Below are 22146 nucleotides of genomic sequence, written 5' to 3'. Positions count from 1 at the left end.
GCGAGGTGCGGTGCCGGGCGGCGCGGGCCCGGCAAGATCCGAAAGAGACGGCCCAGCCGAGTCCCCGCACGAAAAGGGTTTGATCCGGTTGGCCGTCGGAGGTCGGATGGTGGTCCATGAGCACATTACAGATGCACCGTGGCGCGCACCCATCGACGAGGACCTCGTGCGCCGCCTGATCGCCGGGCAGTTCCCCGAGTGGGCCGGGCTGACCGTGGAGCGGTTTCCGTCCGGCGGCACGGTCAACGGCATGTACCGGCTGGGCGACGGCATGGTCGTGCGGCTGCCGATGCTGGCGGGCGGGGCCGAGGACGTGGCGCTGGAATGGGAATGGCTGCCCCGCCTCGCGCCCCTGCTGCCGACGGCCGTCCCCGAGCTGCTGGGGGCCGGGGAGCCCGCGGAGGGGTATCCGTGGGCGTGGTCGGTGTACCGGTGGCTGGCGGGGGAGCTCCCCGAGGCCGGTGCGCTGAGCGAGCCCGTGGCGCTGGCCGGGGATCTGGCCGCCTTCGTGGCGGCGATGCGGAGCATCACCCTGCCGGGGGCGCCCCGGGCCTACCGCGGGGGGCCGCTCGCCGCGCTCGACGCGCCGACCCGGGCGGCGATCGGGCAACTGCGGGGGATCCCGCAGGAGGGCGTCGACTGCGATGCCGTCGCCGCCGTGTGGGAGGACGCGCTGAGTGCCCCGGAGTGGGACGGACCGCCGGTGTGGCTGCACGCCGATCTGACGCCGGGCAATGTCCTGGTGAACGGGGGCAGACTGACCTCGGTGATCGACTTCGGGTGCATGGGGGTGGGCGATCCAGCCTGCGACCTGTTCCCGGCGTGGAACCTCCTGCCGGCCGGCGCGAGGACGCTCTTCCGGGAGGCGCTCGGCGTGGACGACGCGACCTGGCGCCGCGGCCGGGGGCGGACCCTCTCGCAGGCGCTGATCGCGCTTCCGTACTACCGCACGACGAACCCGGCGATGGCGCGCAACGCCCGCCACGTGATCAGGGCGGTGCTGGGAGAGGACTGACGACGCGGACCGGCCCGGACCGGCGGGTGCGGCGCGGGTGCGGGGCGGGTGCGGGGGTGCGCCGGTGGCGCAGCCCCGCCGTCCGGCCGGGTACCGCTCAGGAACTGGCCGCGGAGGTGCAGGCCGAGCTGCCGCCGCAGAAGGTGACGTCCCAGTGGTTGCTCTCGCGGGCGTAGACGTTGCCCGCGGCGGACCGGTAACGGGCGGCGCCGTCACCGCGGTTGGCGATCCGGGTGAAGCTGCCGGTGATGTAGTTGCTGACACAGGCGGACGGGTTGAAGTCGATCTTGTAGCCGTTCCAGTGGCTGTAGGTGCCGGAGGCGTGCCCGACCTCGGTGCCGCCCGTGATGGTGAGGGTGCAGTGGCTCGCGTTGCGCAGGGTGATGACGTCGCTGATGGTGGCGGCGTTGACCTGTTCCAGCGAGGTACAGGTGGCGTTGTTGCGGTTGCTGCAACCGCCGCTCGAGGACAGGCCGATGCCGCCCGTCGCGTTGAGCCTGCTCACGGCCGACGCATGGCTGAGCTTCGCCGGTGCGGCGTGGGCGGTGCCGGGAACGAGCAGGGCGACGAGGGCTGCGGTGGTGCCGACGAGGCCGGTGGCGAGGGTGCTGCGGGCGCGGCTGCGCATCAAAATCTTCCCCTTCTTCGGATCGGCGTGCTGGCAACCCCCAGTTCAGCAGCGGGAGTCGATCCTGCCCAGGCCGCATCGGGCCGTCGTGGACTTCGTACCGGCCGTCGTGGGCCGACCATGATCCAGCGGGACGAGGACCGTGATCCTCTGCCCGCCTCCCTCGGGGACGAGTGGCCCGTCGTCGTGGCCCGTACCGGCGCGGAGATCGACCGGGCGATCCGGGCTTCCTGAACGAACGGGCACGGGGCCGCGGCAGGCTTCAGAGCTCGCCGAGGAGCCGGTCGCGCTGCAGCTGGCGGGCGAGGGTGCGGCGTACCGAGGCGGAGGCCGGGGCCGGGGCGGAAGCCGGCGCCGTCGTGCCGGTCGCCCGCCTCGGCGGGACGTCGAGGGCGCGACTGATCTCGTCGTACGCCGCCCGGAAGCCGAGGGGCAGTTCCGCGCGGTGAGTGGTCAGGTCCTCCTCGAGGAGGCGGCGCAGCTCGTCGGCGGTCCGGGGCGTGAAGCGCTTGCGGCCCCGGGCGAAGGCGTCGACGCTGCGGGCGCAGCGTGCGGTGTCGAGGGTCTCGGCGACCGTCTCCGCGAGACCCCACAGCCGTCCTTCGAGCCAGGGCATGTCGTACTGGTCGAGGGCGAGCCCCATCGGGGGTGCGGCGTCCTCGGCCGCGTACTTCGCCACCTGCTTGGACACGGCGGGCTGACTCATGTCCGCGATCCGGGCGATCCTGTCCTGGGTCCAGCCGAAGCCGGCGAACAGTTTGATCATCTCGGCGCGCAGCTTCCGCATCTCCTCGCCCGCGCGGATCACTTCGTTCATGCCGGCGAGCATCCGCGCGGCCTGTTCCTCGGTCAGCGTCCCGGATGTGCTCTGCGCACTCTCTCTCCCTGCCACAACTCGGTTATACACCGGGCGGGGTCTTCGTCATAACCTGGTTGTACAACCTGGTTATGGCTGGCAGGATCCTCACCATGCCCACCTTCACCGCACCCGACGGCACCCTGCTCGCCTACCGCACCCACGGGAGCGGCGACCCGGTCGTCTGCGTCCCGGGCGGGCCTGCGGATTCCGCCTACCTCGGAGACCTCGGCGGCCTGTCCGCGCAGCGCCGGCTGATCGTGCTGGACCTCCGCGGCACCGGCCGGTCCGCCGTCCCCGAGGACCCCGGCTCCTACCGCTGCGACCGCCTCGTCGAGGACATCGAGGCCCTGCGCGAGCACCTCGGCCTCGCCCGGATCGACCTCCTCGCCCACTCGGCCGGCGCCAACCCCGCGACGCAGTACGCGGCCCGGTACCCGGACCGCCTGGGCAGGCTCGTCCTGATCGCGCCCGGCACCCGGGCCGTCGGCATCGAGATCACCGGCGAGACCCGCAGGGAGGTCGCGCGGCTGCGCGAGGGCGAGCCCTGGTTCCCGGCGGCGTTCGCCGCGCTGGAGGCCATCGGCGCGGGCAACGGCAGTGACTGGGAGGCCATCAGCCCTTTCTTCCACGGCCGTTGGGACGCCGCGGCGCAGCGCCATCAGGCAGCGGCCCGGCCGGACAACAAGGAGGCCGTCGCGCTCTTCGCGGCCGAGGGCGCCTTCGACCCGCAGGCCACCCGCGCGGCGCTCGCCGTCTGTGCGGCGTCCGTCCTCCTGCTCGCGGGGCAGTTCGACGTGAACAGTCCCCCTCGTTCGGTGGCCGAGTGCGCCGGGTTGTTCCCCCACGCCACCCTCGTCGTGCAGGAGGGGGCGGGGCACTACCCCTGGCTCGATGACGCCGCCCGGTTCGTGGCGGCCACCGCGGACTTCCTGAACCACCGCCCGGTGCGGGTCCCCGTACGGGAACCCGCACCGGGCGCGTGAGGGTCTCGGCAGGGCGATGGCCCCGGCCGGATTCCCCCAGGCCGGGGCCATCATCGGCAGGCGCGTCGTCCCCGCGCGCCTACGTGATCACCAGAGCACGGGCAGCCGCTCCGGCAGGCGCTTCATGAAGCGGGTGCGCCACACCAGCTGGTCGACCGGCACGGCGAGAGCGAGGTTGGGCATCTTCTCCAGGAGCACCTCGATGGCGATCTCGGTGTGCCGCTTGCCGAGGGCGGTGGCGGGGCAGTAGTGCGCGCCGCCGCCGAAGGAGAGGTGCGTGCCGGCGTTCGGCCGGTCGATGTCCGCGACGTGCGGGTCCGGGTACACATCCGGGTCGGTGTTGGCGGCCTCGACCAGGACGAGCATGAGCTCGCCCTTCTTCACCTCGACGTCGCCCAGGGTGACGTCCTCCAGAGCGAGCCGGGGCAGGCCGTCGGCGATCGACAGGTTGATGCGCAGGAGTTCGTCCACGGCGGCCGGGATCTTCTCCGGCTCCTTGCGCAACTGCTCCCACATCTCGGGGTGCTGGAGGAGCGAGACGATCGCCATGGTCAGGAAGCCCATGGTGGAGATGACGCCCGCGCCGAACAGCGTGACGCCCACCGTGGCGAGCATCTCGTCCGTCAGGTGGTCGTAGGCGGGGTCGTTGCGCAGCGCGGCGAGCTCGGCGATGAGCCCGGTGGTGGTGGGGTCGTCGAGGCGCTCCACCATGTAGGCGATGTCCCGGTCCCAGTTGAGCTTGGCGCCGGTGACCGGGCAGGCCGAGTTCATGAACGCGATGTCGAGGCTGGCGGCCAGGCGCGGCGCGTCGGCCTCGGGGATGCCGAGGATGCGGCAGTGGAGGTTCTCGGCGTACGGGTTGGTGAACTGGCCGCGCAGGTCGACCGGCGCACCGTGGCTCAGCAGACTGTCGACCAGGCCGGTGGCCTGGGCGCGCATCCAGTCGGTGAGGCCGTCGGTCTTGGGGTTGATCGCCTTGAGGACGGCCTTGCGCAGTCCCGCGCCGGTGATGTTGCCCATGTTGTTGACGACCTCGGGCGGGATCGTCAGCGCGTACTGGCGGGGCACACCGGGTGCCGAGGTGTCCTTCAGGCTGAACCGGGGATCCTCGAGGACCAGCTTGGCCAGCGGATAGGAGGAGACGAGCCATGCCTCGTCCCCGGCTATCGTGCGAACCTTCTTCACCGGTTCGCTGCGCAGCTCCTCGATCTCGGGCGGGAGCTGGTCGCCGCGCGCGGAGAACGGGAAGTCGAGAAGGGTGTCAGTGGACATCGGTAACTCCTTCGGCGGGGGTGATGATCGCGTGGCCCTGGTTGCGCGAGGCGCGCAGGCCCGAGCCGCGTGAGTAGAGCAGTTCCGCCATGGGCAGGAGCTGGTGGTAGCAGTTGAGGGAGGACGGCACGCCCAGGATGGCGGGCGTGTCGAGGAAGAGCGGAGCTTCGGCGCAGACGTACTCCAGGCAGACGTCCCGCTGCCGGGTGGTGGCGGCCTCGCCGTTCAGCACCTTGGAGGAGAGGAACACGTCGACCAGGGAGTTGCAGGTCTCGCGGAACTCCGGGTCGATGTCGAGCAGGTTGTTCAGATGGTTGTGGAGCGTGCGGTACGCCGGGATGTCGGTGAGGGACGACATCGGGCGGGCACGGAGGCGGGCGCCGGTGGGGTCGGCTTCGGCAGCGGCGTTGTTGACCTTGGCGCGGACTCCGCGCAGGTTCTTCACCGCCTTGCGTCGTGCTTCGTCCTCGCCGTAGCCGAGGGCCTCGTACATCTCTGCCACGTGCAGGTCGGTGTAGATGAGGTCGACCTGCTCGAAGTTGCGCATGCCCCAGTGGGCAAGGTCGATGACTCGTTGGGCCGAGAAGTAACTGTTCCCCGGAGAAATACCTATGACGGCATGATCGCCTTCGGTGCTGATCACCTGGCAATGAGGGGTGTACGGCCGGACTGTGAAGACTTCGGTTGCTGTCGTCAACAGGGGTCGGGTCCTTTGTGCCGCAAGTCCCATGGGGCCCTGTGCCCCGGGTGTGGCGGCGACGTGAAGGAAAGCTACCCGAACTGTGTGCGACCTTCCATGTCTTCTGGGTAGTAACTCATCTGTCGGACAGCACAGTTGACCCGGGCACCTTTTATCGGAGCCGTTGCGTCCCTGGTCGGAGCCTGTGGGCTGCGTTTTGTCGGCCGTTTCCGGAAGGGGCATGTTCGTGGAATCGGTCGGCCGACAGGAATTCCCCGTGGCCAATTCCGGACGGCAGTCGGCGCTGATGAGTCCTCAAAGCCGGCTCGGAAGCGGGATTTTCGGCACGGCGGGGTGACGCGGTCCCGGCGTGAACCGGAAGGAAAGGCCGGCCCGGTCAGTAGTCGAGTTCGGCGAGGACCGCCGCATGGTCGGACGGGCTGTCGTGCGGCGCGGCCGGGCGTGCGCCGTCCACCGTCGGCAGCTTCTCCGGACCGGTGAAGACCCGCCCCAGGCGGGGCAGCAGGGCATGGCTCACCAGAATGTGGTCGATGAGTTCCTTCTGTCCTTCGAAGATGCGGGAGAACCCGTCCTTCTCCAGGATGAGCGGAGCCAGGTTCCACAGCCGCCTCGGGTCGCCGAGGTCGGTGTCGTTGAAGCCGCCGGTACCGATCTGCGAGCCCTGCGGGCCGTAGAGGATCTGCGTGGTGGCCGCCTTGAACCCGTCGTTGAGGTCGCCCATCACGATCACCTCGTGCGTGCGCCCGTCGCCCTGCAGGAGCTGATCGGCGACGAAGCGCATGGTGACGGCCTCGGCGGCGCGCCGGTACAGGGCGTACGCCGCGTAGCGGGCGCGCAGTTCCTCGTCGTCCGTGCCGTGACGGTTGCCGGGGAAGGTCAGCAGTTTCGACTTGAGGTGACAGACGGCCACACCGACGGAGTGATCGGGTGCGGGACTCCAGCGCACGACCAGGCCGCCGCGGCCCATCTTCTTGATCATGGTCCCGTCGTCCTCGACCCGGACGGGCGGGAGATGCTCGGGGAAGGCTGTCCGGTCCTCGACGACGGTGAGCGGCCGACGGCTGATGAAACCGACCCGGATGCCGCGGCGGTCGGGGTGCGTCGACAGGGCGATGTGCCAGTCGCCGTCCAGCCTTTCGACCAGATCGGACAGCGCCTCGTGGCTGCCCACCTCCTGGACGCCGAGGAGATCGGGCGCGAGGTGGTCGATGGTGGCGGCCAGGCCCTCCAGCTTCGCCTGGTACGTGGCTTCGTCCTTGGCGGCGCAGCGGTTCGAGCGCGGGCTGCCCGGGGGCAGCGGGCGGCAGAGGTTCTCCAGGTTCCAGGTACCGATGACCACGCTCATGGCTGCTCCTGTCGGAGGTCGTCAGCTGTCGCCGGCCCTCGTCAGCCGGCCTTGGGGGCGACCGGCTTGTGGCCGGGGTACACGTGATCGGGGCTCACGATGCTCGTGACCGCCTCGCCGAACAGCGTGCTGGGCTCCTGGCCCTTGTACTGGCTGTCGGTGTTGAGGACGATGACCATCGTCGCCCGTGCGGGCGGCAGGTAGACGGGCAGGACCTCGTACCCGGGGATCGAGCCGTTGTGGCCGATCCAGCCCTGTACGTCGAAGATGCCCAGCCCGTAGCCGGCACCAGGGATGTCCATCGGGGTGGTTTTGAGGCGCTCGGCCTGGGTCGCGGGCTTCAGGAGCGTGCCGGTGGCCAGGGTGTGGGCCCAGCTGCGCAGGTTCTGCACGTCGGAGATCATCTCGCCGGCGGCCCAGGCCCAGGAGGGATTCCAGTCGGTCGAGTCCTCGACCTTGCCCGAGGCCGTCTGGTCGGTGTAGCCGTGCGCGTAGGGAGCCGGCATGGCCGGGCTCGTCGGGAAGACCGTGCGCCGGAGCCCGGCCGGCCCCAGGACGTCCTTCGTGATGACGTCGTGGAGCGGCCGGCCGGTGATCTTCTCGACGACCAGGCCGAGCAGGATCAGGTTGGTGTTGCTGTAGTCGAACTCCGCGCCCGGCTCGAACAGCACGGGGTGCTTGAAGGAGACGTCGAGCAACTGCTGTGGGGTGAATGCCTGTTTCGGGTCGGCCTCGAAGTCCTTGACGAAGGCTTCGTCCAGGCTGTAGTTGAAGAGTCCGCTGCGCATGCCCGCCAGTTGGCGCAGGGTGATGCGGTCGCCGTTCGGAACCCCCGTGACGTAGGTGCCGATGACGTCGTCCAGGCCGACCTTCCCCTGGTCGACGAGCTGGAGCAGGGCGGTGACCGTGAACGTCTTGGTCTCGCTGCCGATGCGCACGTGGAGGTCGCTCGTCATGGGCGCGCCGGTCGCCTTGTCCGCCACGCCGAAGGACCGCAGGTAGCTCCCCTTGCCGGGGGCCCACAGTCCGACCGTCACGCCCGGCACCTGTGCTTCGCGCATGACCTGACGCACGGCCGCGTCCAGTTGCGCCGCCACGGCCGGGGTGAGCCGTACGAACTCCGAGTCGGCGTCCGGAGAAGGGGTGGGAGCGGGGGGGGGGGTGGCGGCCGGGGCGGCTGACACGGGAGTGGATCGCCCCGGAACGGACGCCCCGTAGGCCGGTCCCGCGACCGCCGGGGCGATGAGCACTCCTGCCGCGGCAGCTGCCGCGCAGGCCCGGCGCAGCCGGATGTGGGTTGGCTTCACGGCATGGTCTCCTGCCGTCCGAGGGCCCGGGCAACACCATCAGCGTAGGTCCGCGCGACCCCGGTCGCGCGGTGAGCCGTCCGCCGCCGGAGGGGCTCAGGCCGGCGGGAGCTCGCGCAGGCGCCCCTCCGCGACGAGGGCGACGCCGCCCCCGACGCGGACCGGGCCGATGTCCCGGCCGTGCCCGTCGGCGCTGATGGTCATCTCGCCGGTGCGCCCGGTGAAGCGGCCCTGGCGCAGGACGATCCGCTCGCCGGCGCCGATGCGGCCGTGGCTGCGCAGATACGCGGCGACGCAGCCCGCACCGCTGCCGGTGGCGACGTCCTCCAGGACCCCGTCGTTGTTCCAGTGCCTGCCCTCCATGGCACCGGCGTCCAGCAGGTAGGCGAATTCGGCGCCGAGGCGGGCCAGGGGCGCGTCGAGCGGCCGGGTGACGCGGGCGCGGGCCAGCGCGTCGCCGCGTACGGGGAGCACCAGGTAGCGCAGACCCGTGGAGACGACCTCCGGGGGCAGCAGCGGGTCGAGGTCGGCCGGGTCGAGGGCGAACAGGGCGGCCAGGGCGGCCAGGTCCTGCGGGCCGGGGCGGCCGAGGAAGGCGGGGGCTCCCTGGTCGAGGAGGCCCGCGTACCGGCCGGGGCCACGGCGGTCGGTGGCGACCTCCACCGCCCGGGTCGGCAGGCGCAGGGTCCACGTCTCGTGGTCCGCGGCGCCGTGGAGGGCGTGCAGGACCGCGGCGGCGCCGATGAGGGGGTGCCCGGCGAAGTCCAGCTCGCCCGCGAGGTCGAAGACGCGCGCCCGCCGGCCCCGCCCCGATGCGCCGTCGCGCATCAGGAACACGGACTCGAAGTGCCGCAGTTCCCCCGTGACGGCCCGCATCTGGGAGCCGGACAGCGCATCGGCCTCGGGGAACACGGCGAGGCTGTTGCCGCTGTAGGGGCGGTCGGTGAAGACGTCCACGTGGTGGTAGCGCATGGGGGCGACGCTACCCGGGGGGTGCACGCCGCCACGGGACGCGGCTCGTTGGGCGAAGGGCGGCTCGAAGCAGCCGGACTCCTTGAACGAGCCGCTCGTCTTCACCTCGTAGTTGGTCTTCTGTACGAACGCGGTGACGCTTCAGAGGATGCTGGAGGGGCCCACCGAGGGGTCGAGCCGCGCGACCCGGTTGTTGTGGCGGCGGCGCATCAGTTCCCAGGGCAGCAGCGCTGCCACGCAGTAGATGCCCATGCCCAGCCACAGCGGCAGCGTGAGGCCGAGCAGAATGGCGCTGACGCACCAGCCCGGATAGCTGAGCACGTCGAACCACAGCGGGACGTTCGCGAGCCTGTGGAACACGAAGGGTATGTGCTGATCCCGATTGACGATCGACGCATGGCGAATGTAGATGATGCTGGTGGCTGCCGCGGTGACAGTGGCGGCAATGGTGATCATGGTAAGCATCCGAATCTCCTGTCCCGCTCTCGGAAATTCCATTTCGCGCTCAGGAGGGACGGGGTGGATGATGCCGTCCTGGGCCTCGTGCAATTCCCTTCGGTTTTCTCCAGGGAATCCGAAGAGGGTGCATCGCGTCACGCCCCGACATTTCGTGGCTTGACAGCGGCGTCGAATCGAGCCGTCTCGCATCCGGCCTGGTCCGGGCCGCGTGGCACCCCGGATTTCGCGCAGTCCTGATCGGTCAAGTCACGTGTTCGCGTGCCACGCCATCCCGTGGCGGGTGGGGATCGGATTCCAGGGGTCAAATGGGAGAAAAGCCTCATTCGAGGCGTATTCAGGAAAGGAAGTGGCAGCAATGTTTCCGGATTCCCTCCACCCCCTGCGCGTCGAAGCGACGATCGATCCCCGGCTCACCCGATGGATGTGGCTGGTGAAGTGGTTCCTCGCGCTCCCGCATTACTTGGTCCTGATCGTCCTGCACGTCGCGTTCCTGTTGGTGAGCGTCATCGCGTTCTTCGGCATCCTCATCACCGGCAGGTACCCCCGGTCGCTCTTCGAGTTCAATGTCGGCGTCATGCGCTGGTCCACGCGCGTCAGCTATTACTCCGGCACGGTGCTCGGAACCGACGAATACCCGCCCTTCACCCTCAAGGACGTGCCCGACTACCCGATCCGCCTCGACCTGGCCTACCCCGAACGGCTCTCCCGCGGTCTGGTCCTCGTCAAGTGGCTGCTGGTCATACCGCAGTTGCTGGTGATCGCGGTGTTGGTCACCAGCGGCTGGAGCGCACTCCACTACGTCGAGGACTACAGTCCGTTCTCCTCCGGGCTCATCGGCCTGCTCTCCGTCGTGGCGGTGGTGACCCTGATGTTCACCGGGCGCTACCCGCGGGCCCTGTTCGACCTCCTCATGGGCCTGGTGAGGTGGACACTGCGGGTGGTCGTCTACGCGACCCTGATGACGGACGTGTACCCGCCGTTCCGGCTGGACATGGGAGGGGACGAGGCCCCGGCAGGGATGCCGGAGCCGGCGGCCGTCGGGTGAGCGCAGGGCGGCCCGGCGGGGCCTCTACACTTCCGCCGTGACCAGCGCAGCGGTGAACCGGCGGCAGGCGATGGGCGCCGGGCTCGGCGCCCTGGCCATCGCGCTGGCCGGATGTTCGGGGGACTCCGGTCCGGTACGGCGGCTCCGGCTCGCCACGGGGCCGGAGGGCGGGCCGTACAACGCCTTCGGGCAGGCCCTGGCCCAGGCCGTCGCCGCGAGCGGCTGGCGGATCGAGATCGTCCCGGTGAGCACCGCGGCCAGCGTGAACAACCTGCGGAAGCTGGACGAGGGCTCCGTCGAGCTGGCCCTGGCCATGGCGGACGTGGCCGAGGACGCGGCGCTGGGGCGGGAGCCGTTCCCCCGGCCGACCGCGGTGACGGCCCTGGCCCGGGTCTACGTGAACTACACGCACCTGCTCGTCCCGGCGGACGGGCCGGTGCGCTCGGTCCAGGACCTCGCCGGACGCCCGGTCGCGGCGGGCGCGGCCGGCTCGGGGGTGCAGGTGGTGGCGGAACGGGTGCTGCGGGCGGCCGGACTGAGCGGCGCACCCGCATCGGCGGCGGACGAGAGGCAACTGGGTCTCGCCGCATCGGTGGGCGCCCTGCGCGAAGGGTCGGTCGATGCGCTGTTCTGGTCCGGCGGAGTGCCGACGCCCGCGCTTTCGGAGCTGGCGGGCGAGCGGCCGCTGCGGTTCCTGCCGCTCGATGCCTACGTGGGCGCGCTCCGGGAGCGGTACGCCCCGGTCTATACGGCGGTCACGATTCCGGCCGGTGTGTACGGACTGACGGAGCCGGTGGGGACCATCGGGGTCGGCAACTACCTGCTGGCACGGGCGGACGTACCGCAGGGCGCCGTGCGCGAGCTGCTGCACGTGGTGTTCGAGCGGTGGCGCGACCTGCTGCGGGAGGTGACGGCGGGGGCGCGGCTGGAACCCAGGTTCGCCATTTCCACCGGCCAGGTGCCGCTCCACCCCGGCGCCGTCGCGTACTACCGGTCGGTGTACGGCTGAGCCCTCACGGTGACGGGAGCCGGAGCTCGACCGCCAGGCCGTGCGGTGCGTTGCCGCGGACGGCGAGCCGGCCGCCGCTGATGCGGGCGATCTCGTCGGCGATGGCCAGTCCCAGGCCGCTGCCGGGCACGTTCTGGTGCTCCGGAGAGCGCGCGAAACGCCTTAGAAGAAGGGGGAGTTGCTCCTCCGGAACGCCCGGGCCGTCGTCCGTGACCCGTACGACGGCGCTCGCGTCCGCCCCGTGCGCGGTGTGCACCTCGACGCGGCCGCCGCGCGGGACGAACTTGACGGCGTTGTCGAGGACCGCGTCCAGGATCCGGCCCGTCGCGTCGGGCAGGGCGCGCGCCCGCAGGTTCTCGGCGAGGCCGGTTGCCGCCAGTGTCACGCCCGCGGCGCGGTACACCGGAGCCCAGGCCGTCACCCGCTCCCGCACCGACAGGGACACGTCCTGGTCGACCGGCTCGGCCGTGCCCGATTCCACCCGGGCCAGCGCCAGCAGGCCGTCGAGCAGCTCCTCCAGGCGCTCCGCCTCGTCCAGCGCGCGGCTGTGCTCGGCGAGGCCCGGCCCGGGAGCGATGTGCGGCTCGACGTTCTCCAGCTGCAAGACGAGGGTGGCCAGCGGATTGCGCAGCTGGTGGGAGGCGTCGGCGACGAAGTCGCGCTGGCGGCCGATGGAGTCGGTCATGGCCTCCGCCATGGTGTTGAAGTGCTGCCGCAGACGGCGCAGTTCCGGCGGACCGGTGTCGGACACGGCCCGGGCCTGGAGGCTGCCGGCGGTCAGCCGCCCGACCGCCCGGTCCAGATCCAGTACGGGGCGCATCAGCCAGCGCGCGATCCCGGCGGCGACCAGGGCCGCCGCCGCGAAGGCGGCGAGCGCCGCGGCGGCGATGAGCGACCAGCGGACCGCCACGTCCCGGCGGGCGGCGTCGGTGGGCACCGCCATCAGGACCGCCCCGCTCACCCGCTCGTCACGGCCCACCGGTTCGGCCAGCACGACGGTCCGCGGGCCCCAGGGGTGGAGGGTGGGCAGCCGGTCGGTGGAGCGGCCGGTGAGGGCGCGCCGACGGGCCTGCGCCCCGTCGGCAGTGTCGCTGTCGCTGTCGCTGTCGGTGGCTGCGGCGGTGGCGGCCTTCGCCGCCGGGCCGTTCCCGGCCCGCGCCACCGTGGCTCCCGCGGTGTCGACCACGACCACCCCGGCCCCGTACAGCTGGGCGTAGCGGCCGATCTCGGCCGAGAGCTCAGCCCGGTCGGCGGCGGTGCGCATCCGGTCCGCGAGATCGGCGAACCGTACGGCCTCCGAGCGCCGCTGCAGGAGCAGGTGCTCGGTGCGCCCGCGCGCGTAGGCATCGGCCAGCGGCACACAGAGCAGCAGCGCCGCCGCCCCCATGAGCACCATCAGCACCGCCAGGAGCCTGCGCCTCATCCTTCACCGCCCCGTACGTCGGGCGCCGCCGGGGAGCCGAGCTGGTAGCCGAAGCCCCGGACGGTCCGCACCAGGCCGGAGCGCCCGGTCTTGGCGCGGATGCCCGCCACGTGGACGTCCAGGGAGCGGGAGGCGGCGAGGAAGGCGTCCCCCCAGATCCGGTCCAGAATCACCTCGCGGGAATGCACCTCGTCCGGGCGGGCGGCCAGGAAGGCCAGTACGTCGAACTCGCGCCGCGTCAGCCGCACCGCGGCGCCCGCCACCCTGACGGTGCGCCCCGCGAGGTCGACCTCGACATCGCCGGTGCGCACGGGCCGTGCACCGGCCCCCGCCCCGGGCCCGCCCGCGAGCGGGTCGGAACGGCCCGGGTGCGGATCCGTCCGGCGCCGTACGGAGTCGATGCGGGCCATCAGCTCGGCCATCCGGAACGGCTTGACCACGTAGTCGTCGGCGCCCGCCCGCAGCCCCTGCACGATGTCGCGCTCCTCGCAACGCGCGGTCACCACGATCAGGGGGGCGTCACAGACGGTACGCAGCCGCCTCAGCAGCTCCAGCCCGTCGAGATCGGGAAGGCCCAGGTCGAGCAGGACGAACTCGGCCTCGCGGGCGTGCCGCAGGGCGTCCAGGGCCCGCCCGACCCGGCGGACGGTGTGCCCGCGCTGGGAGAGGGCCGTGCCGAGCGCCTGGGCCATGCGATCGTCGTCCTCGACGAGAAGCGCGTGCATAGACGGTTTCCTTGCGACCTGTGACCGGAACCGGCGACGGGGCCCCGTGACCGGGGTCCCGTGACCCGGCGCAGCAGCTTACGGGAGCCGGCGCGCCGGGCCACCCGGGCGGGATCAGCGTGCGGCTTCGGCGGGCGCCGCCGCCGACCGGTCCGGCCCCTGACCGGGACCGCCGTCGGCCTCCGCCTCGGCGCGGCTGAGGGCGGCGTTGCGGGTGTCCGGCATGAGGACATAGGTCACGAGGGAGATCAGCGCGCATCCGGAGACGTACCAGAAGAACATGGTCTCGTGCCCACTGTTCTTGAACCACAGCGCCACGTACTCCGCCGTGCCGCCGAAGAGCGCGTTGGCGATCGCGTACGGCAGTGCGACGCCCAGCGCACGCACCCGGGTCGGGAACAGCTCGGCCTTGACCGCTGCGTTGATCGAGGTGTAGCCGGTGATGATGACCAGGGCCAGCAGGGACAGGCCGAGCGCGGACCAGTACGAGGACGCCGATCCGAGAGCGGTCATGATCGGGTACGTGCCGACGGTGCAGCCCACCGCGAAGGTGATCAGCAGCGGCCGGCGCCCGATCCGGTCGGACAGCATGCCGGCGAAGGGCTGCAGCACGGCGAAGAGGGTCAGGGCGGTGAAGCTGACGAGCGTGGCGGTGGTCTTCTCCATCCCCGCGCTGCCGACCAGGTACTTGGTGAGGTAGGTGGTGTAGGTGTAGTACGCCACCGTGCCGCCGAGCGTGAGCGCCATGACCAGCCCGGCCTGCCGCCGGTACTGCCACAGGGCCTTCAGCGTGCCGCGCGTGCTGTCGTCGTGCGCGTCCTCGCCCGCCGCCGACTCCTCCTTGAACGCGTCGGTCTCCTGGAGCCGCCGCCGCAGCCAGAAGACGACCACCGCGAACAACGCCCCGAGGACGAAGGGCAGACGCCAGCCCCAGCTCTCCAACTGGGCCGTGGTGAGGGTGTGCTGAAGTGTGATCAGAATGCCCAGACCGAGCAGCTGGCCGCAGGTCATCGACACGTACTGGAAGGACGAGCCCAGGCCGCGCCGGTCGCGGGCGGACGCCTCGGTCAGGTAGGTGGCGCTGGCCGCGTACTCGCCGCCGATGCTCATCCCCTGGAGCAGCCGCGCGAGCAGCAGGACCAGAGCGCCGAAGTACCCGGCCTGGCCGTAGGTCGGTGCGACGGCGATCAGCAGGGCGGCCACCGACATCATCGTGACGGTGAGGGTGAGCGCGCTCTTGCGTCCGTGCCGGTCGGCGGCGCGGCCCAGGATCCACCCGCCGACGGGGCGCATCAGGAAGCCGACGGCGAAGATCCCCGCCGTGTTCATCAGCTGGGTGGTCGGATTGTCGCCGGGGAAGAAGGAGTCGGCGAAGTAGATCGCGAAGCTGGCGTAGACGAACCAGTCGTACCACTCGACGAGATTGCCGAGCGAGCCGCCGACCAGGGCGAGACGGCGCTTCCTGCGCTCGTCCCCGGGCGGCGGAGCGGGCATGACGACGGACGAGGACATGGCGGCTCCAGACGGAAGTCCCTGATGGGAGACGGCAGAACTGCCCCAGAGGTGGGGGAGTGTCCAGAGCATGGGGCGGCCGTTGTGCCCGGACAAGGTCCGCCGCGCAGATCTAACGTTCCGCTAAGAAAGCTCCCGCGAAAGCCCCGGGGCCGCCGGATTTCATCGCGCAGTCATGTCCACGTCATGCCTGCTCCATGGTGCTCACCCGAACGTGCCCCACGGTGGGGGCGGCCCGTCGCGGAACGCCGGAGGACCCCGGCCAGGACGCGGCCGGCCCGACCCCGTACCCCTCAGCAGGAGGCAAGATGCGCGTCATCCCGAGCAGGCGGCGGACCCCGGCCGTGGCCGCGGCGGCCATGGTGGCCCTGGGCGTGATCGCCGTACCGGCGCACGCCCGCGGGACCGCCCAGGACGGCACCTCACCGTCGCAGCCGCCGCTGCCCCGGGTATCGGCCTCCGTCGAGACGCCCTCCCTCTTCGACGACGAGGCCGGCGGCAACGCGAACGCCGACGACCCGGCGATCTGGCGCAACGCCGAGGACCCCGACCGCAGCCTGGTGATCGCCACCGCCAAGGAGGGCGGCCTGCGCGTCTACGACCTGGACGGCCGCCAGGTGCAGAGCCTGCCGGCGCCCGCGCCGCCCCGGGACGGCGACATGCCCGGACGCTTCAACAACGTCGACCTGATCACCGGGCTCCGCTTCCCGGACGGCGGCCGCCACGACGTGGCCGTCGTCTCCGACCGCGGCCGCGACCAGCTGCGCATCTACCGGATCGATCCGAAGCGCCCCACGGCCCCGCTGGTCGACGTCACCGACGAGTCGGCCGCCCCACAGGTCTTCTCCTCCGGTCAGGACGAGGTCAACGACCAGCGGACCGCCTACGGCCTGGCCGCCTACACCGACCGCCGCACCGGCCGCTCCTACGCGGTCACCAGCCGGCGCCACGCCACCGCCCTCGCCCTGGCCGAACTCCTGCCCGACGCCCGGGGGAAGGTCGGCTACCGCACCGTCCGCACCACCTCCCTGCCCTCCGCCTTCACCCTGCCGAACGGGAAGACGTGGACGCCGTGCGCAGAACCGGGCGAGCAGCCCCAGGTCGAGGGCATGGTCATCGACCCCGACACGGGTGACCTCTACGCCGGCCAGGAGGACGTCGGCATCTGGAAGCTCGACGCCGACCTGCGTTCCCCCGCCCGCCTGATCGAGAAGGTCCGCTCCTTCGGAGCCCCCGGCACCTGGAACCCGCAGACCGAGGAATGCGACCAGGGCGCCGACCCGGGCTTCGGCGGCCGGCACGTGTCCGCCGACGTGGAGGGCCTGACCATCTGGCGCGACCCCCGGCAGCCCGGCCGCCGCGGCTACCTGCTCGCCTCCAGCCAGGGGGACGACACCTTCGCCGTCTTCGACCGCGAGCACAGCAACGCGTACGTCCGGAGCTTCCGCATCGGCGACGGCGCGGGGCCGGGCTCGCCGGACGGCGCGCAGGAGTCCGACGGCGCCGCGGTCACCAGCGCACCGCTGGGCAGGAAGTTCCCGGGCGGCCTGCTGGTGGTTCAGGACGGGCACAACACCCCCGCGACCACCGGATCCGACGGGGAGACCCGCACGGACACCGACTTCAAGTTCGTGGACCTGCGACTGCTCAAGCGCGCCGCCCGCCTGTGACGTCGGCCGCCCGGGCACCGCGACCTGGGCGGCGCCGCGTTCGCCCAGGTCGGTAGGATCGCCACCGCATACGACGGAAGGCGATCATGGCGGACAGTCCCCTCAGGCCCAGCTCGTTGATCAACACGGTCTACGGAGCGTTCCTGCGACGCCTCGGCGGCTGGATCTCCGTCGCCGACCTGATCACCCTGATGTCCGAACTGGACGTGGACGGCCCGGCGGCCCGCTCGGCGATCTCCCGGCTGAAGAAGAAGGGCGTCCTCGAACCGGAACGCCGGGGCGCGACCGGATACCGGCTGAGCCCGGCCGCGCAACCCGTCTTCGACGAGGGCGACCGCCGCATCTTCGGCAGCCTGGAGCCGGCCGACCTGAGCGACGGCTGGGCCATGGCCGTCTTCTCCGTGCCCGAGTCCGAGCGCTCCTACCGCTACCAGCTGCGCACCCGGCTGACCTGGCTCGGCTTCGGGAACATCGCCCCGGGTGTGTGGCTGGCGCCCGGCCGCCTCCTCGGCGACGCCCGCGACATGCTCGTCCGGCGCGGACTCAGCGACCACGTGCACCTGTTCGCCGCCGAATACGCCGCCTTCAGCGACCTGCCCGGGACGGTCAGCTCGTGGTGGGACTTCCCGGCGATCGAGGAGCAGTACGCCGGGTTCACGGAGGCCTACGCCCCCGTCGCCGCGGGACTGGCCGAACGGCCCGGCATCGACGGCGCCGAGGCCTTCCGCCACTACGTCCCGATGCTCACCCAGTGGCGCCGCCTGCCCTACCTCGACCCCGGCCTGCCCGCCGAACTGCTCCCCGCCGACTGGAACGCGGTCGCCGCGCGACAGATCTTCCAGCAGCTGAACGACGTACTCGCCCCGCCCGGCCTGCACCACGTGCAGCAGGTCACCGGCCTGACGGAGCAGACTCCGCAGGTGTGAGGGCACCGCCGGCCGCGGCGACCGATGATGCGGTCCGCCGCGGACTTCGAGTGCCTCAGCGGAACTCGTGGACCACTTCGATCGCGCCGACGATGTGAGCGTTGAAGTCGTCCCGCTCCTCAGCCGGAACCCACAGCTCGAGGATGGTCCGCCCCCCGGCCTGCTGGACGGGGTACCGGCTCAAGAACTCCGACTCGACCTCGAACCGGGTGACGAAGCCGACGCCGCTGTGCTTGACGTTCCAGTCCCTCGCGATCTTGATCGCATAGTCCTCGTTGAGGACCGGGTAGAAGATCGGCTGCTCGGGGAGCCGAGGAGGCCACGCACGCCAGTTCAGCTCGCGGACCAGGTCCAGCTCCTTGGGGCCGGTGGGGCGCCATAGGGTTGTCGTTGCGAGCCGGCTGGTCATGTGAATCGCTCTCTGAACGCGGAAGGCCGCTGGTGCGGCTGGTCCGACCACGGACGATACCGGCGCCGGGAACTCGACAGCCACCCGGTTTCCGCACCGGGTCATCGCCGTGACCAGCAGCTACGGGACAGGCCGGACTCCACCCGGACCGCCCGGCGACCACCGCGGACGACCAGGCCGTCCCCGGCGACCACCGCGGACGGCCAGGCCGTCGGCCCGGGCCGACGGGAATGTCCGGCCGACACCGGGCGGGGTGTGCGGCCCTGGGGAGACCGGGGCGCGAGGATGCAGCCATGGCCGACATCTTTGCCTCACGCACCATCGACGTGACGACCGGTGACCGGGAGACCGTCCATGACCTGACCGACGCCTGCGCCTCGTTCCTCCGGGAGGTGGCGCGGGGCCGGAGCGGGCTGCTCAACGTCTTCACTCCGCACGCGACCGCCGGTCTCGCCGTCATCGAGACGGGTGCGGGCAGCGACGACGACCTCCTGGCAGCGCTGGAGTCCCTCCTGCCGGCGGATGACCGCTGGAGGCACCGGCACGGTTCCCCCGGCCACGGCCGGGACCACGTACTGCCCGCGATCGTCCCGCCCCACGCGACGCTGCCCGTGATCGACGGAACGCTGGAGCTCGGAACCTGGCAGTCCGTCACCCTCGTGGACACCAACCGGGACAACCCGCGGCGCCAGGTCCGCCTGTCCTTCTTCGGCTGCTGACCCCGGCCGCGCGTCCGATGGACCGGCCGGGGCCGGGCGCAGGGGTGATGACGTATCAATCATGACAGGTCAGAGGCCGTTTTCGTAGGACCAAGGGCACAGTCGTTTGCCCTTGTTCGGGCCCCTGTGCGGCTTTCAGAATCACTGTCATGACTTACTCAGCGCACGCCAGTCACGACGCGGTACTCCGAGCCCGAGTAGCCCTCCTGGGATCACAGACCCTGCCGGTCCGGCAGGAGGTCGCCGCCTACCGCGTGCTCGCCCAGGTGAGCCCGCTGGCATATCTGCCGCTGCTGACCGTCGCGTTGTACGAATACAGCCGCCAGGACTTCGTCCATCTGCCCGAGATCGCGCTGGCCCTGCGGGCCGAGGCCGTTGCCGCCGCGCGCCGCATGTACTCCATGGAGCCGACCAGGGAAATCCTGCTCGTCGGGGCGCTGATGCGCTACCGCAAGCAACTGGTGCTGATGGAACGGCAGGAGGAGATCGAAGCCGTGGACCGGGAGATCGCCCTCATGGACTCCGGTCACCCGCGTCCCGCCGACACGGGCGCGTAGCCCACAGATGGCCGAGGGGCCGCGACTTCAGGGTCGGCAATGCCGGGCCCGCGGCCCCTCGTGCCGGATGATCGGTGCCGGAGACGGGGGAAGGACAGCACCGACGACGAGCCGCGGAGGGCCGATGCGACACCGAATGCCGCTGCCGTCCGTCCTGGTGGCCGCGACGGTCCTGGCCGCCGTTCCCGGGTGCGGCGGCCCCTCGGAACTCCGCGGCGCACCGGCCGGGCCCTCCACGGCAGCGACCGCCGGCGACTTCTCCGGCCAGGTCGAGGTGGGTGGCGGCCGGAAGATCCACCTGAGCTGCAAGGGCAGTGGCAGCCCCGTCGTCATCCTGGAATCCGGGCTGCACGACTCCGCCGACACCTGGACGTTCACCGACACCCGGCCGCCCGTACCGAAGTCCCCGGCGGTGTTCCCCGGCGTCGCGGCGTTCACCCGGGTCTGTGTCTACGACCGGCCCGGAACCGTCCGGTACTCCGATCCTCCGGCCCTCACCACGCGCAGCACGCCGGTCGACGGCACCCGCACCCTCACGGCCATGGTCGACGATCTCGACGAGCTGGTGACGTCCGCCGGCCTGCCGGGCCCCTACCTGCTCGTCGGCCACTCCTTCGGCGGGATGATCACCCGGCTGTACGCCCAGCGGCATCCCCGGAAGACGGCCGGGCTGGTCTTCGTCGACGCCTTCGGTACGAACATCCGCACCCTCTTCGGCGCGCGATGGGCCGCGTACCGCAAGCTGCTCGACGAGCCCGGCACACCCTTCGACGCGCGGCCCGCATTCGAGAAGGTCGACATCGACGGGTCGATCGACGCCGTCACCACGGCCGACGCGCTGCCCGCGGTCCCGATGGCCGTCCTCAGCAAGACCGAACCGTTCGCGGCCCCGGCCGGAACCCCGAAGGCCCTCCTGGACACCCTCGAGAGGGCCTGGCCCCGGGTCCAGCAGGAGCTGGTGGAGCTGGGGTCCCAGACCCCACAGTTCCTGGCCACCGGAAGCGACCACTACGTACAGGTGCACGACCCCGACCTGACGATCAGCGCCGTCCGGCTCGTCGTCGGCCGCGTCCGCGCGCGCTCGTAGACCGCTCGCAGACCGCTCTGCGGTTCACCAGTGCCAGCTGAGGGACTCGCCCTCGGCCACCCGGGACCAGCGCTCGGCCGCACGGTCGAGCGCGGCCGAGGCCACCGCGACCTGCCGCTCGTCCAGCGGGCTCCGGCCCAGCCCCCGGCCTTCGGTGCGCTGCCCCGACCAGACGCGGTAGACCCAGTTGACGGCCAGTTCGGCCTGCAGGACCGCATCGCCCTTGCGCCGCAGGACCTTCAGCCCGGAGCGGCGGTGGCGGGTCGGTTCGACCGGTTCGAACCCTTCGAACGTGGCGCCCTCTGCCGTGGCTCCCCAGAAGCCGTCGGTGATCCCGAGCGCGCTCTCCACCGCCGCGTGCACGAGGTCGTGCGGGAGGGTCGGCCCCGTGGGCTGCGCCGGCAGCCGGACGTCCGGGCCCTTGCGGTCGCGTACCTCCAGGTCGTGGCGGTTGTCCGGAAGCCTCCGGAAGATCATCTCCATGGTGCTGCCTGCCTCACTTCCCGTGCACGTTCCGGCCACCCGGCCACCCGGCCCGCCTCCGGTTTCCGGGGAGCGGCTGGGGCGCGAACGCCCGGACCGGCCGGTGGGGCCGGTCCGGCCGTCCGCGATCAGGCGAGGGCCGGACCAGGGTCAGGCCAATTATCGGGCCAGGTCGAACCGGTCGAGGTTCATCACCTTGTCCCACGCCGCGACGAAGTCCTGCACGAACTTCTCCCGCGCGTCGTCGCTCGCGTAGACCTCCGCGAGCGCGCGCAGCTCCGAGTTCGACCCGAAGACCAGGTCGGCACGGCTGCCGGTCCACTTGACCCGGCCCGTGGCCGAGTCGCGGCCCTCGAACGCGTTCGCGTCCTGCGACGTCGCCGTCCACGTCGTGCCCAGGTCGAGCAGGTTGACGAAGAAGTCGTTGGTGAGGGACCCGGGGGCCGTGGTGAGGACACCGAGCGGCGACTGCTGGTGGTTCGCGCCCAGGACGCGCAGGCCACCGACCAGTACGGTCATCTCGGGGGCGCTCAGGGCCAGCAGGTTGGCCCGGTCGAGCAGCAGGTACTCGGCCGGCAGCCGGTTGCCCTTCCCGAGGTAGTTGCGGAACCCGTCGGCGGCCGGCTCCAGCGCCGCGAACGACTCCACGTCCGTCTGATCCTGCGTCGCGTCGACGCGGCCCGGCGTGAAGGGGACCTCGACGGCGAAACCGCCGTCCTTGGCGGCCTGTTCGACGGCGGCCGCACCGGCCAGCACGATCAGGTCGGCGAGCGAGATCCGCTTTCCGCCGCCCTGCGCGGAGTTGAAGGATTCCTGGATCCCCGTGAGGGTACGCAGCACCCCTGCCAGCTGGTCGGGCTCGTTGACCTCCCACCCGCTCTGCGGCTGGAGGCGGATGCGCCCACCGTTGGCACCGCCGCGCTTGTCGCTGCCGCGGAAGGAGGAGGCCGAGGCCCAGGCGACGGAGACGAGTTGGGACACCGACAGGCTTCATCGGTTCAGAATTCGTCCGCCAGCAGCTCGCTGCAGATGCCACGGCGC

21 protein-coding genes and 2 pseudogenes are annotated in these 22146 nt (G+C 71.5%); 9 read left to right on the top strand and 14 right to left on the bottom strand.

Going from position 1 to position 22146, the window contains the following annotated elements; all coding sequences use genetic code 11:
* The first annotated feature begins 131 nt into the window (after positions 1-131).
* Positions 132-1015: pseudogene (locus tag ACWGE1_RS13990) on the top strand (aminoglycoside phosphotransferase family protein).
* 97 nt (positions 1016-1112) lie between these two features.
* Here the strand turns inward: ACWGE1_RS13990 and ACWGE1_RS13985 are convergent.
* Both ACWGE1_RS13985 and ACWGE1_RS13980 read right to left on the bottom strand, forming a co-directional pair.
* Positions 1113-1643: a hypothetical protein gene (locus ACWGE1_RS13985; RefSeq protein WP_453420735.1), complete on the bottom strand. Its 531-nt coding sequence runs from the start codon at positions 1641-1643 to the stop codon at positions 1113-1115.
* A gap of 262 nt (positions 1644-1905) precedes the next feature.
* Positions 1906-2535 carry a sigma-70 family RNA polymerase sigma factor gene (locus ACWGE1_RS13980; RefSeq protein ID WP_453420734.1) on the bottom strand — a complete coding sequence of 210 codons (630 nt, stop codon included), beginning with the start codon at positions 2533-2535 and terminating at the stop codon, positions 1906-1908.
* A 77-nt stretch (positions 2536-2612) separates the two neighbouring features.
* On the opposite strand from ACWGE1_RS13980, the gene ACWGE1_RS13975 reads away from it, so the two are divergent.
* On the top strand, positions 2613-3485 hold the full coding sequence (locus ACWGE1_RS13975) for an alpha/beta fold hydrolase (RefSeq protein WP_453420743.1): 873 nt from the start codon (positions 2613-2615) through the stop codon (positions 3483-3485).
* Positions 3486-3572: 87 nt separating this feature from the next.
* Here ACWGE1_RS13975 and ACWGE1_RS13970 read toward each other — a convergent pair whose 3' ends face one another.
* From ACWGE1_RS13970 to ACWGE1_RS13945, 6 genes are all read right to left on the bottom strand, one after another.
* Positions 3573-4757, bottom strand: coding sequence for a cytochrome P450 (locus tag ACWGE1_RS13970; RefSeq protein ID WP_453420733.1), 1185 nt, complete (start codon positions 4755-4757; stop codon positions 3573-3575).
* On the bottom strand, positions 4747-5487 hold the full coding sequence (locus ACWGE1_RS13965) for a tRNA-dependent cyclodipeptide synthase (protein ID WP_453420732.1): 741 nt from the start codon (positions 5485-5487) through the stop codon (positions 4747-4749). Before ACWGE1_RS13965 ends, ACWGE1_RS13970 begins: the two co-directional genes overlap by 11 nt.
* A 346-nt stretch (positions 5488-5833) precedes the next feature.
* Positions 5834-6802 carry an endonuclease/exonuclease/phosphatase family protein gene (locus ACWGE1_RS13960; protein WP_453420731.1) on the bottom strand — a complete coding sequence of 323 codons (969 nt, stop codon included), beginning with the start codon at positions 6800-6802 and terminating at the stop codon, positions 5834-5836.
* Between the two features lie 41 nt (positions 6803-6843).
* Positions 6844-8109, bottom strand: coding sequence for a serine hydrolase domain-containing protein (locus ACWGE1_RS13955; RefSeq protein ID WP_453420730.1), 1266 nt, complete (start codon positions 8107-8109; stop codon positions 6844-6846).
* 96 nt (positions 8110-8205) lie between these two features.
* Positions 8206-9081, bottom strand: coding sequence for a PhzF family phenazine biosynthesis protein (locus ACWGE1_RS13950; RefSeq protein WP_453420729.1), 876 nt, complete (start codon positions 9079-9081; stop codon positions 8206-8208).
* A gap of 141 nt (positions 9082-9222) precedes the next feature.
* Positions 9223-9546: a hypothetical protein gene (locus ACWGE1_RS13945; protein WP_453420728.1), complete on the bottom strand. Its 324-nt coding sequence runs from the start codon at positions 9544-9546 to the stop codon at positions 9223-9225.
* 349 nt (positions 9547-9895) lie between these two features.
* Here ACWGE1_RS13945 and ACWGE1_RS13940 point away from each other — a divergent pair, with 349 nt between their 5' ends.
* The gene (locus ACWGE1_RS13940) at positions 9896-10585 is read left to right on the top strand and encodes a DUF4389 domain-containing protein (RefSeq protein WP_453420742.1); all 690 of its coding nucleotides are present in this window, start codon (positions 9896-9898) and stop codon (positions 10583-10585) included.
* Between the two features lie 37 nt (positions 10586-10622).
* Complete coding sequence (locus ACWGE1_RS13935) at positions 10623-11594, top strand: TAXI family TRAP transporter solute-binding subunit (RefSeq protein ID WP_453420727.1); 972 nt, start codon at positions 10623-10625, stop codon at positions 11592-11594.
* A 4-nt stretch (positions 11595-11598) separates the two neighbouring features.
* Here the strand turns inward: ACWGE1_RS13935 and ACWGE1_RS13930 are convergent, their stop codons facing one another.
* From ACWGE1_RS13930 to ACWGE1_RS13920, 3 genes are all read right to left on the bottom strand, one after another.
* Complete coding sequence (locus ACWGE1_RS13930) at positions 11599-13017, bottom strand: ATP-binding protein (RefSeq protein WP_453420726.1); 1419 nt, start codon at positions 13015-13017, stop codon at positions 11599-11601.
* Positions 13014-13742, bottom strand: a complete 729-nt coding sequence (locus ACWGE1_RS13925) for a response regulator transcription factor (RefSeq protein ID WP_453420725.1) — start codon at positions 13740-13742, stop codon at positions 13014-13016. The genes ACWGE1_RS13930 and ACWGE1_RS13925 overlap by 4 nt, the downstream gene beginning before the upstream one ends.
* A 114-nt stretch (positions 13743-13856) precedes the next feature.
* Positions 13857-15236, bottom strand: coding sequence for an MFS transporter (locus ACWGE1_RS13920; RefSeq protein ID WP_453420741.1), 1380 nt, complete (start codon positions 15234-15236; stop codon positions 13857-13859).
* A gap of 326 nt (positions 15237-15562) precedes the next feature.
* Here ACWGE1_RS13920 and ACWGE1_RS13915 point away from each other — a divergent pair, with 326 nt between their 5' ends.
* Positions 15563-16924 carry a phytase gene (locus ACWGE1_RS13915; RefSeq protein WP_453420724.1) on the top strand — a complete coding sequence of 454 codons (1362 nt, stop codon included), beginning with the start codon at positions 15563-15565 and terminating at the stop codon, positions 16922-16924.
* 86 nt (positions 16925-17010) lie between these two features.
* Positions 17011-17850, top strand: coding sequence for a PaaX family transcriptional regulator (locus ACWGE1_RS13910; RefSeq protein ID WP_453420723.1), 840 nt, complete (start codon positions 17011-17013; stop codon positions 17848-17850).
* Between the two features lie 55 nt (positions 17851-17905).
* On the opposite strand, the gene ACWGE1_RS13905 is transcribed toward ACWGE1_RS13910, so the two are convergent.
* Positions 17906-18259, bottom strand: coding sequence for a hypothetical protein (locus ACWGE1_RS13905; RefSeq protein WP_453420722.1), 354 nt, complete (start codon positions 18257-18259; stop codon positions 17906-17908).
* A gap of 293 nt (positions 18260-18552) precedes the next feature.
* Here ACWGE1_RS13905 and ACWGE1_RS13900 point away from each other — a divergent pair, with 293 nt between their 5' ends.
* The 3 genes from ACWGE1_RS13900 to ACWGE1_RS13890 all read left to right on the top strand — a co-directional run bounded on the left by ACWGE1_RS13900 (position 18553) and on the right by ACWGE1_RS13890 (position 20622).
* On the top strand, positions 18553-18978 hold the full coding sequence (locus ACWGE1_RS13900; protein WP_453420721.1) for a secondary thiamine-phosphate synthase enzyme YjbQ: 426 nt from the start codon (positions 18553-18555) through the stop codon (positions 18976-18978).
* A gap of 149 nt (positions 18979-19127) precedes the next feature.
* Positions 19128-19535, top strand: a complete 408-nt coding sequence (locus ACWGE1_RS13895) for a hypothetical protein (RefSeq protein WP_453420720.1) — start codon at positions 19128-19130, stop codon at positions 19533-19535.
* Between the two features lie 124 nt (positions 19536-19659).
* Positions 19660-20622 carry an alpha/beta fold hydrolase gene (locus tag ACWGE1_RS13890; RefSeq protein WP_453420719.1) on the top strand — a complete coding sequence of 321 codons (963 nt, stop codon included), beginning with the start codon at positions 19660-19662 and terminating at the stop codon, positions 20620-20622.
* 24 nt (positions 20623-20646) lie between these two features.
* On the opposite strand, the gene ACWGE1_RS13885 is transcribed toward ACWGE1_RS13890, so the two are convergent.
* Positions 20647-21105: a hypothetical protein gene (locus tag ACWGE1_RS13885; RefSeq protein WP_453420718.1), complete on the bottom strand. Its 459-nt coding sequence runs from the start codon at positions 21103-21105 to the stop codon at positions 20647-20649.
* Between the two features lie 159 nt (positions 21106-21264).
* Positions 21265-22092, bottom strand: a pseudogene (locus tag ACWGE1_RS13880) (peroxidase family protein); the annotation flags it as partial.
* Positions 22093-22146 lie beyond the last annotated feature (54 nt).

It is taken from the genome of Streptomyces sp. NPDC054932 (assembly GCF_053610205.1).
This window is presented reverse-complemented; position numbering and strand designations above follow the sequence as displayed.

Excerpts from the sequence above, each read along its gene's own strand:
- ACWGE1_RS13985 (WP_453420735.1), bottom strand. The coding sequence starts at position 1,643 with ATGCGCAGCCGCGCCCGCAGCACCCTCGCCACCGGCCTCGTCGGCACC.
- ACWGE1_RS13975 (WP_453420743.1), top strand. The coding sequence starts at position 2,613 with ATGCCCACCTTCACCGCACCCGACGGCACCCTGCTCGCCTACCGCACC.
- ACWGE1_RS13970 (WP_453420733.1), bottom strand. The coding sequence starts at position 4,757 with ATGTCCACTGACACCCTTCTCGACTTCCCGTTCTCCGCGCGCGGCGAC.
- ACWGE1_RS13965 (WP_453420732.1), bottom strand. The coding sequence starts at position 5,487 with ATGGGACTTGCGGCACAAAGGACCCGACCCCTGTTGACGACAGCAACC.
- ACWGE1_RS13960 (WP_453420731.1), bottom strand. The coding sequence starts at position 6,802 with ATGAGCGTGGTCATCGGTACCTGGAACCTGGAGAACCTCTGCCGCCCG.
- ACWGE1_RS13950 (WP_453420729.1), bottom strand. The coding sequence starts at position 9,081 with ATGCGCTACCACCACGTGGACGTCTTCACCGACCGCCCCTACAGCGGC.
- ACWGE1_RS13945 (WP_453420728.1), bottom strand. The coding sequence starts at position 9,546 with ATGCTTACCATGATCACCATTGCCGCCACTGTCACCGCGGCAGCCACC.
- ACWGE1_RS13940 (WP_453420742.1), top strand. The coding sequence starts at position 9,896 with ATGTTTCCGGATTCCCTCCACCCCCTGCGCGTCGAAGCGACGATCGAT.
- ACWGE1_RS13930 (WP_453420726.1), bottom strand. The coding sequence starts at position 13,017 with ATGAGGCGCAGGCTCCTGGCGGTGCTGATGGTGCTCATGGGGGCGGCG.
- ACWGE1_RS13925 (WP_453420725.1), bottom strand. The coding sequence starts at position 13,742 with ATGCACGCGCTTCTCGTCGAGGACGACGATCGCATGGCCCAGGCGCTC.
- ACWGE1_RS13920 (WP_453420741.1), bottom strand. The coding sequence starts at position 15,236 with ATGCCCGCTCCGCCGCCCGGGGACGAGCGCAGGAAGCGCCGTCTCGCC.
- ACWGE1_RS13915 (WP_453420724.1), top strand. The coding sequence starts at position 15,563 with ATGCGCGTCATCCCGAGCAGGCGGCGGACCCCGGCCGTGGCCGCGGCG.
- ACWGE1_RS13910 (WP_453420723.1), top strand. The coding sequence starts at position 17,011 with ATGGCGGACAGTCCCCTCAGGCCCAGCTCGTTGATCAACACGGTCTAC.
- ACWGE1_RS13905 (WP_453420722.1), bottom strand. The coding sequence starts at position 18,259 with ATGACCAGCCGGCTCGCAACGACAACCCTATGGCGCCCCACCGGCCCC.
- ACWGE1_RS13900 (WP_453420721.1), top strand. The coding sequence starts at position 18,553 with ATGGCCGACATCTTTGCCTCACGCACCATCGACGTGACGACCGGTGAC.
- ACWGE1_RS13895 (WP_453420720.1), top strand. The coding sequence starts at position 19,128 with ATGACTTACTCAGCGCACGCCAGTCACGACGCGGTACTCCGAGCCCGA.
- ACWGE1_RS13890 (WP_453420719.1), top strand. The coding sequence starts at position 19,660 with ATGCGACACCGAATGCCGCTGCCGTCCGTCCTGGTGGCCGCGACGGTC.
- ACWGE1_RS13885 (WP_453420718.1), bottom strand. The coding sequence starts at position 21,105 with ATGGAGATGATCTTCCGGAGGCTTCCGGACAACCGCCACGACCTGGAG.